The organism is Amycolatopsis lurida (assembly GCF_900105055.1).
Classification (GTDB): Bacteria; Actinomycetota; Actinomycetes; order Mycobacteriales; family Pseudonocardiaceae; genus Amycolatopsis; species Amycolatopsis lurida.
In genome coordinates, this window is sequence record NZ_FNTA01000004.1 from 403,330 (window position 1) to 417,144 (window position 13,815).

The following is a 13,815-nucleotide window of genomic DNA, read 5'->3' on the forward strand; positions in this document are numbered from 1 at the left end:
CTCACTTCTGTTCGTAGGTCGTCGGGTCGACGCTCTGCCAGACCAGCAGCTCGTTCTGAACATATGCAGCCCTGTAGCCGGAATAGGGCCGGTCCGGCTGTTTCGGCATCGCCTCGGCTGACACCTCGAACGGCCTGCCGCCCGCATCGACGTCCTGAGTAAACGTGCCGTTAGAGGTAGCCACTACCAGGCGAAAGGTGAACTTGCAGTGGCTGTGGCGGGTGTACGCGCCCACTGTGATGGTCTGACTTTCCCCACGAGCCAACACGACCGTCCGGTCGGCGAAATAGTTGGTCCCCAATCCCATCAGCCCAGTGGTCACGAAGGCCATCCGCTCAGGGATCGGATCGGGCTGGTCGAGGTTAAACCCGATCTTGACCGTGTCCTCACCGCCGCCCTGCGTATAGCCCTGCAACACGGTCCCGTCGACGGGATGGCCGCAGTTCTTGAGCACCTTCATGTCCGTGATCCGGACCGGGTCACGATCGTTGCCCTGCACGGTGATGTTGGTGAAGCCAGAGTTCAGGGCGACACCACCGTGCCGGCCGTACCACTCCTGGAACGTCGCGGATGTCGAGGCGGTGCCGTCCTTGAAGGACCCCACTTCAGTGGGCGTCATGGTGACCACGTCTGGCAAGACGAGCTTGTCATCCTGTTTGCTGGTCTTAAACGTGGTGACGTCCTGCACTGTCACTGGCGGTGCGTCAGGCGAAGCCGCTTCCGGCGTGTCGGAGTCACCACCGAGCGTGGTTATCGCGACGGTCGCGCTGACTGTCAAGGCGACGGCGGCCGCCAGAATCGCCACGGTCATGCCGCGACTGACGGTTCGCCGCTGCGAGCCTGTCCATTCCGTTCGCACGTCTTCGCGCTTCGCGTTCACCAGGCGCGCGAAGACGTCATCGTCCAGCAGGGCGACGATCCGTTCCGCGCCAAGGGCAGAATTGTGGAACCTCGGGTCATCAGCACGGACAACCCCGAGGACCCTGCTCCCGTCCTTGGTCAGCAGCGGCCCACCGGAAAGCCCCGCCCAACTGGACGGGCGTTTCTCGCCGGATTCGCGCGGACGATCCCTTGGCGGGGCGTCCACTAAGTGCAACTCGTAACGCTGGACGGCGCTGGACGGCGTCGGAGACGCCCGGCAGGCCAGTTCAGCCACACGCGGCCCCGTACCGTCCTTACTGACCCACGGATAGCCGAGGACGAGACACTCGCCGTACCCTGCGCCGCGTAGCTCCGCCCAGCCGACGCCAGCGGGGGCCCAGACCTCTCCCAGCACCTCGACCAGGGCCGCGTCCAGACCGAGATGGTCCGCGCGCCAACGCACCACACCAATGTGCTCACCGCCGGATTCGGGCCACACGGCACAGTCCGATCCGACGTCGCCGACGACGTGCCCCGATGTCAGCACCAGGCCGGCGGTCACCGCGTATCCAGAGCCGCGGGCTTTGCCCTGTATCCGTGCGAGCCGACGCACGTGGGCTTCCAGCCGCTCGGTCGCCGCCATGTCAGTCGTCGCCGATTAAAGTCTCTTCATCCGGGGACAGCACAGTGTCACGTGGCTTGAGTACCAACTTCAGCCTGTGCTTGGCGCCCGACTCGTACTGCTTCGAACCCCCGGCCGATAGCACCCGCCACAGGCTGAGCTTGCCGTCCACCTTACGCACGTCCTTGATCACCATCTCGAGTTCAAGCTCGATCGACTCGGCCACGAACCGCACACCTGCTTCGCGGCCAGCGTCGATCGCTTCTGCCAGTTCTGAGCGCAGGAGCGCAATAGCCGTCGACAACGGCACCCCATCCCGATCCATCAGCAATTGCCCATCCGCACCCGACTCGTTCACGCGTCGTCTCCACCTCCGGGCTCGCGCTGTCGACGAACCTCCTCCGACAAGTCGCTGACGGGCATGATTCGTTACAGCCCAAGTACTGCAGCACAAGCCGAGCTGATGGAGTCAACGCTTCCTGCCCTGGCCACCGCAGACCCCGCCAGAGCCCTCCTTAACCTAGGAATTGTTAGACCCGGCCTGCCCAAATAGGGGGACGGGATAACCTTCGAGGTTCGGCCCCACCCCTTCCGCAACTGCAGAGACCCTCACGTGCGCCGAGTCCCGTGACACCGGATCCCGACAGGTGTACGACCACCCGAAACTGGCCCGAGGCGGAAGATCGTTCACATCGATCCCCAACAAACAGGCACCCACAGCGACTGCCACCCCAGTAACGACATCGCCAGCAACAACGACTATCGAAGGTCGCTCAGCAGGAACACAAGGCTCATCTCATGAGCAACACCGAACACTTCACAGGCCGGCCAGCGTCAGGCGAAGCGCACCACCCGGCTCGACCTCCAGGACCGCCGCGCCGCCAATCCCCGCGGCTCGGCCACCAGTGCACGCCGCAGCAGGGAGAAGAATGCCGATGACATCTCGCCGGACTTCCGCCAGGAACCAGCGGAAACCAGCTCGCGCCACAACAAAACCCACGAAACGGGCATCGGGATCTTTCAGCAAAACCAATGACGTGCCTGCGCAAGAAATCAGACAGGGAGACAAAATTCTCGGAGTTGATACACGAATTGCCTTTATAGGGCTTGTTTTTGCTTGCGTCGCCGCAATTGTAGCTACGTGCACCTACTTCGCTCCCCCACCTGCGCCTCCGCCTCAAACCCGAGATGGCCAAGTGACAATGACACTCGGCACAACCTCCTACATGTACCCCAAAGAAGGGGTGCTGCCCATGACAGCCCCGCCACGCTACCCATCAACCGAGAATACTCAACATTGTGACGAATGGTACGATTGGGCGGTAGCAAACTCAGCCGCCATGATCGGTAATTCCGTGGAAATTGAAGTCAATGCCAACGTCACGTCGCCGATCACGGTGAAAAATATTGCAATTCGGACAATATCGAAAGCTCGACTAGCCGGCAATGACCGCATTAAATGCCAATATGGCGCCGGAGGCGAACTGGGAACGAACGTCAAGGTCGATCTGGATTCGCCCGCGCCAAGGCTTCCAATGGATATTGACGCCGATGGTGAGCCGGAGACCACGATACCCGGCGGCGTCGTTGTCGTGGAGACCGCGCAGACAGGATACATCACCGTATACTACTCCGGCGAACCCGACCAAGTGTACGGGTCAGTAGTATCCGTAACATACTCAGAGAACGGAATCGAGAAAACGAATACCTTTGGCTCGGCCAACTCGCCAATCTATCTGGCCACCCAGGCGGAATCAGTATCGCCAAACGAAAAACAATTCGACTGGGATTTCTGCGTTAACACCTGGAGGTCAGCGCCGAGTTTTGATTCACTCGTCGGCACCATACCCTGCCGTGGACATTAGAAGTACAGACCAATTCATTTAACTCATCAGAGTCTGACGATTACGGCCCTGCCTACGTCAGACTTGTGGGTCCCGAAAACGGGGTCACATACCGCTTTCACGCTGCAGTGCCGTCCCAGCGCGCTCATTCCCCTCGACCAGACACGCACCGGCGGGCTGGTGACCCTGCTCGGCGCTACGTCGGCGTTTTCATCGTCGAGACCGGCGGTAGGGTCTTCCTGGTGGATGAGTTCGCGCTAGGGCGCCTGACCGACTCGACATCGAAGAGCTCTGCAAGGACCTCTTCGAGATCGTTCTCGACTGTCCACTGGCCCGCTGAGGCTGTCAACTACGTGCTCAATGAGATCACCGGCGTCGAAACACCTGAACCGCGCAAGCTACGCCGCGCGATCAACATGCTACGAGGAAACTGTCAAAACTCGTCGTCGGCGATGCGGCAGCCCAGCACACCACTATCCTGGGGATGCCCAGTTTCGGTCCGGCTGCGGGAAGGTCGAGTTTCAACGACTGATCCACAAACTGCCCGTTCACTCGCTCATGTAGCTGAAGAGCGGCTGCAAGGTAGTCCCACAGACCGAGGAGCTCGGACTCCGTCTGCTCCACTCCGACCTTCGCGCGCCACCCCGAGGCGCCGGTGCGATGCCAGACAGCCGAAGACCTTCCACCGCAAGATCAGATGGTCGCGGTGGCTACGTCGCTGCGGAATAGTCTGGGCATGCGCAACCGAAACTTTCGAAGCACGCTCGAGCAACGCATCGCACAGCACGTCCGACGGGGGAGCCGATAGCGCTGGCGTCCGCGTCGGCAGCGGCGATTACCCGGGTCCTGCTCAAACGCGTTACTTCGCAGCCCGGGCGAACACCACTGTTCCACATGCGTGATACGCAGATCACCGGTGCGCTCGAACTACAGCATACGTCCCTCGGAATCCCACTCCTGTTCGAGAACTGCACCTTCGACGAGCCGGTGACTATTCGGGAGAGCGAGGTGAAGGTGCTGGAGTTCCGCTCGTGCACCCTGCCGGCCTTCAAAGGCCAGGCTCTGCGGGTGGCTGGTGACCTTGCCCCCACCGACACCCACATTTGGGTCGATCGAACTTTTCGGCGCGCAGATCGGTGGCCAGCTCTGGCTCACCGACTCACACGTGGAGAGCCCGAACTCGGACTCCTACGCCATCAAAGCGCCGAGCATCCACGTCACGGGGGGTTTCTACGCCAGGCGACTTACTGCTATCGGTGGCGTCAACCTCTGGGGCGCCGACATCGGCGCGAGTCTAGATCTCCACGGCTCCACTCTTTCAACCACCGACCACCCGGCGCTTCGTACGCATGCGCTCGCCGCGCGCCTGGACGTCAACATCACGAACTGTCGGATCGAAGGGGGGATCGACCTGTTCGGTGCACGGGTCGGCGGCCAGCTCTGGCTTGAGGCAGAGATGCCAGCCGCCGTCTTACAGATGCGTTCGGCACAGCGGCGACCGCTCAGGCATGTGTGATTCTAGGCGGCAAGTCTGTTGTCGTGATCGAGGCCGGGCACTGGCTGGGCTTTCGCCGCGCACACCGCGAGTTTCGGCGCTAACCGTGCTGGTCAACGACGTCGAACGAGCAGCCGGCCGAGTAGATCGTGATCAAGGGCGATAAGGCCGTGGTAAGTCACCAATCCATAGCAGGTACGACGTTGGGCAAGACAGGAAGGCAGCGGACCCACCCGAGTGAGCTCTCTCATGCGGCTACTCGATGCGACACTCGGAATTAGCCTCAACTGCCGCGATGGCTGGTGACTACAGCAGTCGTCATCGCGCCAAGTCCAGGCGTGTGGATAGTGAGCAGCTCCCCCCTCGGACACATGATCAAGCCCCTGAACAGGGGCTTTTTTCTTTGCCTGCTTGCTTCGAGGCGTAATACGCAGGTCAGCGTTGTGGGGGCTCAAGTCCCTCTCTGACATGCTCGCCGTTCGTCAGGTTCCTGCGGAGAGACCTTGTCTACGTCGACCTGGCACGCCAGCCTAGCCGACCCCTACCATCGAATGCAGGTAGAGGCAAGGCCGATCGCCGAAGCAGGCGCTGACACCCACCGAGGTCGATCCTCACTGTGCCGACGTCTTGTTCACGACCGTGAAGACTAGATTGAGCACGGCAACCGGGACGAAGATGAAGAACCACCACTTCAAACTCTTCAAGCACGCCCCCCTCAGCCAGTTTGAGCTTCGGCTGCAGATGCCAGAACTCGTTGCCGCCCACGCCAAGACGAACCCCAACGTCGCGAGGTACTGAAGAACTGTTTGCGCCGTACCGTCCAGCAAGACCGCAACCGCCGTTAGCGCGATCGCAGCGATGAACGCAACCATTGCGAACCTGGTCGCAGCGACGACCCGCTCAAGGCCCTCTGCGACGTCGGTGCGCGTGGAACCAATCCCTCGCTCTACTTGGCGGTCATCAACGGGTTCTTTGAGGCGGGCTTGCCTGATCCGGCGCCATGCGGCCGCCGCCGCAGCCGGCAACTGCTGAAGTACAGATAGCGGCGGACGAGGGTATCCGCGCTGGTATAGCAGCGTTGCCCCGGCCGGTCGCAGCCTCAGCATTCCCACCCCATGTTCGGGACGATCGATGATCACGTTGCCCTGGCCGAAGGTCTGCCATCGTCGGATGTTCGGATTCACCGAGTGTCCAAACCGGTAGCTTCGCCGGCTGTTGTGATGCCTGCACCGGGACCACTCGCCCGGCACCCAGTTCCGACATTCCCACCCACGGCTGGTCTTGGGGTAAGCGCAGTGCACCAGCCAGCGCCCCCGTAAGAACCAGACGACAATCGAGATCGCCGCTACGTAGATCGGGAACAAAAGGCCGATCCACAACGGCCAAGGCACGGCGGACACGGACCCGAGCTGGTTCGACACCCACTGCAAGGTCGATGGCAACAGCGACAGATAGTCGTTCAACTCGCCCTCCCCGGCGGCGCAACACTAAGGTCGACTACTAGCTGTACTTGACCAATCGCGCTTCGGAAATCCGCCAGCAGAAGAACTGTAAGTCATCAGTTGCGCACGTGACGTAGTCGCCGTGATTGCGGTCGTAACTCTGGTGACTGGCGGGGCGAGCTGTGGTCATGTGGGTGACAACGGGTAACTGATCGATCCCACATCGCCTGAGTTTCGAGCCGGAGCCGCCAGCCCGGACCTCACTGCAGCGGCGGCATCAGTCTGAGGACCGCAGCCGGGCGCACAGTAATCCACTCTGACGGGCCACGGCCAGATAACGACGGACCACCACGTTTGTTCGACTCGCACGACGTCGACGCCACTGACCAGCCGAGAGTCCCGCTCAGCGAACATCCACCACATCTATGGCGCATACACAGGTCAGCTCCATGACATGCAGGCACCGAACCCACCAGCTCGCGCTGCGCTTGCGCACTCAACAACGTTGTCACGCTACATGAACCTGACTGTCTAGCTCAGCCAGCCTGCCTCGGGTAACTACATTCTGCGGACCGACATTATTCAGCGGCAATACCAACTCGCGAACTGGCCACCGGGGAACGCCCGTGAGTTCCCCTGTTGAACTTTTGGTTCAGAACGTTCGGTGTACGTTGTCAGGCAGGTCATCCATTGGCCAAGCTCGCACCGAAAGGCGGGCAGCAAGCGTCTCGAAGAAGCGCTGTTCCCGCCAGAGACCGCGGTTACCAATGACGTAAATCCGTCGTTTCGCCCGGGACACCGCGACATTGAGCAGGTTCGGTGTTTCCGCTGCCCACTCTCGAGCTCGAACCTTACGTGGCGCACTGCCCAGAACGAGGATGATCACGTTCGACTCCTGGCCCTGTACGGTGTGTACCGTACCGACGTTTTCTCTGGCAAACGTCCAGCCGAGTCGGTTGCTGGAGACCCCCGTGGCTCCCCGGACTGTGTCACGGAACGGGCTGATCACACGGATCTCCTCGGGAGCAATGCCATCCCGTTTCAGCTCGTCGAGCAAGTGGGCTAATGCTTTGCCCTCTTCAGGCACCCAGTTGTCAGACGATGGGCCGCGCACATCGATCCATGCACTGTGGCCGGGATAGTCACCCTTGACCTGGGTTCCGTAGATCATTAGGTCGCCACCGTAGGCTATATCGTTCGAGATGCCGAACATCAATCGTTCGCAGCGTCGATGCACCCGTAGTGGCGCGCCAACCCATACCCGACCGTTGCCATCCGGTTCCGGAAGCGACGTGCCGAACCGAGCCGAACGATCGGCAAGCCGCTGTACCGAGGCGTTTTCCGGCGTCCACTGCTCGTCGACGCGATGGTTGCGCCTCAACGCGTGCTGCGCGGACAGGGGCAATGGCACAATCGGCTTCAGCTGCTGCGGGTCTCCGACGATCACGCTGCGTCGAGCACGCCAGATCCCACCGAGTGCCTGTTGCGGCGTTGCCTGACCGGCCTCATCGATGAACAACCATCCGAACGTTTCACGCTCAAGACCGCGAAACAGGTGCGGCAGCGAGGCAAAGGTGGTGGAAACAACCGGAACAACGAGGAAGAAGGATTGCCATACCATGCGCAGTGTCTCAGCCGGCATGCGCAGACCTTCGCGCAACATCGCCATGGCGACGTCGAGGTTGTCCTTCAGCCGGGGCTCCGCACCGAGGATAAAGGTCTTGTGCAGACGGAGCGCCTCAAGGAACAGACGATTGCGAGCCTCGGTGTACGCGGCGTCAGCCCACGGCGTGCAGAGTTGGAACTCTTCATCTGTGGCGAAATCCGCCCGATACGGAAGGCGCTCCGGCCACCGCGCGCGGGCCTGCGCAAGCTGGTTTTCCAACGCGGCGATTTCATGCAGGGTCTTCTGCAGCCTGACCTCGTGCCGCCGCTGCGCGGTGCTGGCCTCCCCCACCGCAGCCCTATGGATGGCCACTGTCGATCGGACGGCCTCGACAGCCGCCTTCGCGTCATCGAGTGCTCTGTCGAGTTTACGGCGTTTCGTGTCCCACTCACGTCCAGCACGAAAGAAAGTAGAGAGGGACACCCAGAAGTTGGGTTGGCGCGCCGCGTGCTCGTCGCATGCTTCGCCGGCATCCGCGGCCTTCTTCTCCACAACTACCAGCTTGGCGTTCGCTTCGGCGAGGGCTGCGGTGTGGTGTGCGGTTGCCGTGCGTGCCGCGTCGACAGTGGCTCGTAAATCGACGAGTCCTGCCTTGCGAGGGACGAGTCGATCAATCACATCAGCGGCCTGCTGCCGCTGGGCTGTTAACTCGTCGACCTCGGCACGCACCTGCTTGAACCGACGCACAGATTCTGCCCAGATGTCCGCGGTCAGCGGGCGCGCGGCCGCGTCTTCGAGGATCTCTTTCATGCCCTTAATCGGCGCCGGCTGCTCCGGCGCTGAAGCGCTGCCCCCACCAGCCTGGTCACCCCACCAGAAACGCTTGACAAACGTACCGCGGTTGCTCCGTTTCCCGAGCTTGGCCGCGATCAACCCCCACGCTTCTGCCCCGAGCACATTGCTGGCCAGCTCGGTGAAGTAGTCGGCTCCGCAAGCCGCGTCCTCTGCTCCACGCACCGCATCAATTCCAGGGATCTCCATGGTGATGTTGGCCGCTGCCTTGTTGCCCGCGGTCGCGACCACGATTTCGGAACCGGTCAGCTCTGGTCGAAGCCAGTGCACAGTCGCGGTGTACTTCGGCCTCAACGGGACTCGATCGGTCCGCTCGGCGAATGCATCGGTCGGATGCGCCACCCGTAGGTCGACGATGCGCTGGGCACGGTCGACGACAACGGCGGCCACCACGTCGCGCAACATGGTCGTCTTGCCGGTGCCGGGTGGTCCGTTCACCGCGAAAACTCCGGACGCCGAGGCGAACTCGCCCATGATCTCGTTGACCGCGAACTGCTGACTCACCGCCAAGGGCCTATCGATCGCGGTCGGCCACCGTCCTCCGGGAATGTGCTTCGGCGCGACCTTGCCCACGACAGTCTCGGGGAACGAGCGCACATCGATCCGATTGCCGACCGGAATGGAGGCTGTGTCGGCCAGGTAAGAGTCGATCCCGGGACCGACATCACCGTCCCGCACCGCGGCCTCTATACGGAGTAGGTCATCGGAGATGAAGCTGTTCAGGAAGTTCTGTTCTGACGCCTCGTCCGCGGTGCGTTGGTGGACCTGAACGCACTTCACCCGTACCCCTTCGACCTTGAGCAGGTCAGTCACGTCCAACGCTGCACCGAGCCGCGACACGAAAGCATGCACGAGCTGCGGTGTCATCAGCGGCGGTTCGGATAGTGGCGGCTCGGTAGTCTGCTGGTCAGAAGTGGCTCCCGTGGCTGCGGTTGCCGATTCGGGCTTCGGTGCCGGCGGGGTAAGCAGCTTCTCCACGAACGTGCCAGCCGCCGCCCCAGCGATACCGCCGATGAGCGGGCCGGCCACGGTGGTCAGAGCGGCTGCCGTCGTGACCTTGACTGCGTCACCAGTCGCCTTCGCCCCAGTCGTCACCGCATCGGCGGCCGCGCCTTTGAGCTGGCCAAGCACTGCTTTACCAGCCTTGGCCGCAAACCCGTTACCCCTCGAGCCGGACCGAACCGGCTTGGGCGGAGCAAGTCGATTGAGCGCTGCGACGAACGCCTTCTCCTCGGTTTTGAATCCCTCCAGCCAGCCTGGTGCGTCCGGTCCAGGCTTTTGGAGCCTGCTGATCGCCCATGCGCAAGCGGACAAGCAAGGTGAGTCCTCGACCAAGTAGCCTTCGGCGTCGAGGGTGAACGCGAACATCGCTGTATCCGAGTCGTCGCGTTCTACGAATTCGTTGTTCTCGCGACCGAAAACCGCGGCTAACGCCTCACGCGCAGCGGGCAAGCCATAGATTCCGCCGTACACGCTGAACTGCCATACTTTACCCTTGGGCAACGCAGCTTTGGCGATCCAATGCCGCTGATCCCAAGGAGCAATATCGTCGGCTGCCAGGTCCAGTACGATTTCGTCCGCGCCCTGACGTCGGTTCCGTGTCGGGCGCGGCGCGCTCTGCGGACTGAACGTTTCCACTGCCCGCCAAAACCGCACCACTTGCGCGGCGCGTGGATCTCCAGCCATCGATGTCCCCCGCAGCATTCTTTGCTCGAAAAGAAGCAGCCGACACGTTACCGCGCCGAGTACTGCCACCGTCGTCAGGGCGAGATCCCGCCACGCCCACTTGGAAAGCTCCCACCAGACGTCGTGTCCCCACTTTGATCGTCATCCCTCTAAACTCGTGCTCGTGACGATCGATGATCAGCCGCCTGGCGTGCTACTGCAGCCTCGCGGACGTTTGGCTACTGCACGCCGCCACTACGAGCGGTCAGTGCGTCGAGGCATCAGTCTCGCCGAGTACGCCGGATCGTTGAAAGCCCATCTCGAGACCCTTGCCGAGCTGTACCCGGATGGTGACGCGAGGCTGTGGGGCGCAACGCCCACCGAGAGCACTGGCAACGAGAAGTTTCAGGCGCTGCGGGACAGGCGTGTAGGAGACACTGTCCTGTTCTATGCCGACAAGGCCTTCTACGCGAGTGCATCGATCGCGCATCTGTTCCGCGACCCCGCCGCCGCGCGTGCGATCTGGGGCGCCGAACTGAGCGAGGGACGCGAGGTGACGTGGGAGCACATGATGGCCCTGGCTGACGTGCAGCCGCTCGATCCGCCGGTCCCCGCGGAAGAGCTGGGGGTGCCGGTTCCGCTGCGAGGCATGCGTCTGGCCGAGTCCAGCCAGGCCGCAACCATCCATGCTTTGCTGGACGGTCGAACACATAGCGCCAAGCCTTCATCCACATGGTTGAAGCAGGAAAGCTTGACACGGCGAGAGTTCGTCACTCAGCTCACGACGCTGGGAGCCTCGCGGTGGTCAGACGCTTTAACCGTATTGTGGATGATCGGCAAGCGAGCAGACTGCGGACTGCGCCGGGCGATTTGGCCGGAGTTTCGCGATGCGCTCGGGCCACTACTGGTCAAGGTCGGCTCGTCCGAGCCGCCTGAACAGCCCGTCCTGTCACTACGTTCCACGACCTTCTGGGAGGTCGACGGATTCGACCCACAGCGTAACGCGTTCGGCGAGGACGCTGCGGCAGGCTTCACGGTCGCAGCGAATAAGCTGCTCAACTCGACCAACGCACAAGGCGAAGTCATCGCCGTGACGATGCGGCAGCTGCCCGATGAAACCGACAGGGTCGAGCTTCTTGAGACCGTAGGTTTGGCCGGATTCGCGAGCGCAAGCGGGCAACCGGTCGAACGGGTCGAAGGCCGGGGTCTGCGCATGCGGCGAGATGCCGAGCTTGCCAAACGAGTCAAGTCTGTTCACGAGGACACCTGCCAGGTCTGCGACGTGCAGCTAGAGACCAGGGACGGTTTCCGAAGCGAAGCGGCCCACATCCGTGGCCTCGGCGCACCACATGACGGACCCGACGAAATTGAGAACCTTCTATGCCTTTGTCCGAATCATCACGCACAGTTCGACGGGTTCGCGATCTACGTCGACGAGGAGTGGAACGTTCGTCGAACCCGCAACCGTGAGTTGATCGCTCCGCTTCGGCGCGAGGCCGGCCACACCATCGACGACGTCCACGTGGCTTACCATCGCGCTCTGTGCGGCCGCGAAATCTGATCTCGACGAGAGAACTACGACGCGAATCGCTTGCAGCAACTGGTCGAAGCAACCAAGGATCCCGACGTGACGTATGGTGCCCAAGTGAACGACCGCGACATCCGGGCCGCGCTACGTGTCCACCTTGAGTCAACCACGGAACGCGGCGCGATCATCCGCGATGAGCTGGGCTTATGCCTCGGAGATACCCGTGTCGACATCGCGGTCATCGGAGGAACCTTGGCGGGGTTCGAGATCAAGAGCGACCGCGACAGGTTAGACCGACTACCAGGCCAAATCGACCGCTACAGCCGCGTGCTTGACTTCGCGACTCTCGTTTGCGGACCACGTCACCAGACCAAGGCATCGACCTTGCTGCCCAGCTGGTGGGGTATTTGGGTGGCGGAGGAGCAGGACGGCGCGATCACCTTCCAGCCGATGCGTGATGCGTCGCGCAACCCAGCCCCTGACCCCTATACCGTCGCGCAGCTGCTGTGGCGCGACGAGGCTATGGCCGCGCTACGCGAACGTGACCTTCACCGAGGCATGTCCTCCGCGACCCGCTTCCGACTGTGGGAACGCATGGCAGACACGATGTCGATCACGGACATTCAGCAGACGGTGCACGCAGCGATCATGGCGCGCCCAGACTGGCAAGTCTGCTCGTGACGTATTCGAGGTGATGGCTTGTCCCATATGCCCGCCATTTCTGGGGGTTTCCAGGGCCTATCTCCTCAGCGACGACCTTGGCGATGCTTGCGTCACCCCAGCTGAGCTCTGCGCCGCCGAATTCCGGCAGCTCAGAGACAACCCGGCAAACCTCACGGTACTGCTCATTCCCCCGAGGATCCTTCTTCGTGCCTCGCAGGACCATCCAGTGACCATCGACCGCGTAGCGGATATTCGGCGAGGGTGTGGCAGGAGCGGGCGGAGTATGGGGCGGATACCCCACGCCGTAGTCGCCAAAGATCGGTTGCCGGGCAAAGAACCGCCTCCGCGAGGCTAGCCCGCCCCATAGATCGACCTCTCGCCTGCGCAGTGATGTCAGCACCCACGGGTCTACGTTCGACAGGTCCTTGGGGAAAGCTCCCCCAGCGACTACGACAGAACGCCACCGGTCGAGCCACGGAAGACCTTCGAGATGTTCGATGGCTCGCTCAGCCGCATGTGCGACCACCTGGTCATCCCCAAGCACGCCGAAGTCCAGGACCAAGTCCACTTCTTCAGGCTCGACCAGCAGGTCCGCCACGAGATCTGTCGCCCAGATGGTGAGGTCCCGAGGGTTCTCGTCAAGCTCCGACGCATCGATACGCAGACAACAGCCACGCTTATCGGCAGCAATGGCGGTGCGTAGCACCTCCAGAACCGGTGCTTTGTCGGCGAAGTGGACGACGGGTCTCAATTTGACCTGGTAGCGCCGCGCGTCCGTGAGTAGCTGGTCCCATCGCATCGGTTGACTGTCTGAGCCAAGGCAGTCGAGGTCGACCGCTATCGCCTCTCCTAACGGCCAGTCGGTCCTGAGCTTGTGGACGAACCCTGCGACATCGAGTTCCGTAGTGCCCGACTTGGGTACCGCCTCGATCAGCGGCAGCACTGAGCCCGCCGTACTTCTGGCGATATGGGCGAGCGCCTCGAATTCTCCGCTCCGCCCCTTCAGGATGGGCATGTACAACAACCCCATGGCAACCCCCTACCACTCGGTGCTTCCAGTCGAGTACACAGGGTGCCCACAGTCAATCCACCGTTGTGAGGCAGTTGCGCAAGAGCGTCGCTGAGCCGGCCAAGCCACCGAACGATCACCACAGTGTGTGCACGTCAGAGCGCAACAACTCCCGAAAATAATCACGTTAGAGTGACGATTAGTTGCCTGCAGTAACAGTCCGGGATG

General features: G+C 62.1%; 10 protein-coding genes. 4 read left to right on the forward strand and 6 right to left on the reverse strand.

Going from position 1 to position 13,815, the window contains the following annotated elements:
* Nucleotide 1 precedes the first annotated feature (1 nt).
* From BLW75_RS07145 to BLW75_RS42165, 3 genes are all read right to left on the reverse strand, one after another.
* Nucleotides 2-1,504: a trypsin-like peptidase domain-containing protein gene (locus BLW75_RS07145; protein WP_034307012.1), complete on the reverse strand. Its 1,503-nt coding sequence runs from the start codon at nt 1,502-1,504 to the stop codon at nt 2-4.
* A 1-nt stretch (nt 1,505) separates the two neighbouring features.
* Entirely contained in the window at nt 1,506-1,841 is a 336-nt protein-coding gene (locus tag BLW75_RS07150) for a trypco2 family protein (protein ID WP_034307015.1), read from the reverse strand.
* Between the two features lie 459 nt (nt 1,842-2,300).
* Nucleotides 2,301-2,516: a hypothetical protein gene (locus BLW75_RS42165; RefSeq protein ID WP_143055298.1), complete on the reverse strand. Its 216-nt coding sequence runs from the start codon at nt 2,514-2,516 to the stop codon at nt 2,301-2,303.
* 163 nt (nt 2,517-2,679) lie between these two features.
* On the opposite strand from BLW75_RS42165, the gene BLW75_RS42170 reads away from it, so the two are divergent.
* Together BLW75_RS42170 and BLW75_RS07155 are read left to right on the forward strand one after the other, a co-directional pair.
* Nucleotides 2,680-3,348, forward strand: a complete 669-nt coding sequence (locus tag BLW75_RS42170) for a hypothetical protein (protein ID WP_143055299.1) — start codon at nt 2,680-2,682, stop codon at nt 3,346-3,348.
* Nucleotides 3,349-4,402: 1,054 nt separating this feature from the next.
* Nucleotides 4,403-4,843 (forward strand): hypothetical protein, encoded by a 441-nt coding sequence (locus BLW75_RS07155; RefSeq protein WP_034307017.1) that lies wholly within the window; start codon nt 4,403-4,405, stop codon nt 4,841-4,843.
* A 590-nt stretch (nt 4,844-5,433) separates the two neighbouring features.
* Here the strand turns inward: BLW75_RS07155 and BLW75_RS42175 are convergent.
* Entirely contained in the window at nt 5,434-6,285 is an 852-nt protein-coding gene (locus BLW75_RS42175; protein ID WP_143055300.1) for a hypothetical protein, read from the reverse strand.
* A 631-nt stretch (nt 6,286-6,916) separates the two neighbouring features.
* Nucleotides 6,917-10,477, reverse strand: a complete 3,561-nt coding sequence (locus BLW75_RS07165; RefSeq protein ID WP_244175780.1) for a DEAD/DEAH box helicase — start codon at nt 10,475-10,477, stop codon at nt 6,917-6,919.
* Between the two features lie 94 nt (nt 10,478-10,571).
* On the opposite strand from BLW75_RS07165, the gene BLW75_RS43165 reads away from it, so the two are divergent.
* Nucleotides 10,572-11,948: a phosphorothioated DNA-binding restriction endonuclease family protein gene (locus BLW75_RS43165; RefSeq protein WP_198935669.1), complete on the forward strand. Its 1,377-nt coding sequence runs from the start codon at nt 10,572-10,574 to the stop codon at nt 11,946-11,948.
* Between the two features lie 84 nt (nt 11,949-12,032).
* Complete coding sequence (locus tag BLW75_RS07175) at nt 12,033-12,596, forward strand: sce7726 family protein (RefSeq protein ID WP_158005352.1); 564 nt, start codon at nt 12,033-12,035, stop codon at nt 12,594-12,596.
* On the opposite strand, the gene BLW75_RS07180 is transcribed toward BLW75_RS07175, so the two are convergent.
* The gene (locus BLW75_RS07180; protein WP_034307021.1) at nt 12,562-13,608 is read right to left on the reverse strand and encodes a beta family protein; all 1,047 of its coding nucleotides are present in this window, start codon (nt 13,606-13,608) and stop codon (nt 12,562-12,564) included. The two genes, BLW75_RS07175 and BLW75_RS07180, sit on opposite strands and share 35 nt — an antisense overlap.
* Between the last annotated feature and the right edge of the window lie 207 nt (nt 13,609-13,815).

Coding starts and splice junctions, on each gene's coding strand:
- BLW75_RS07145 (WP_034307012.1), bottom strand. CDS start 1,504: ATGGCGGCGACCGAGCGGCTGGAAGCCCACGTGCGTCGGCTCGCACGG.
- BLW75_RS07180 (WP_034307021.1), bottom strand. CDS start 13,608: ATGGGGTTGTTGTACATGCCCATCCTGAAGGGGCGGAGCGGAGAATTC.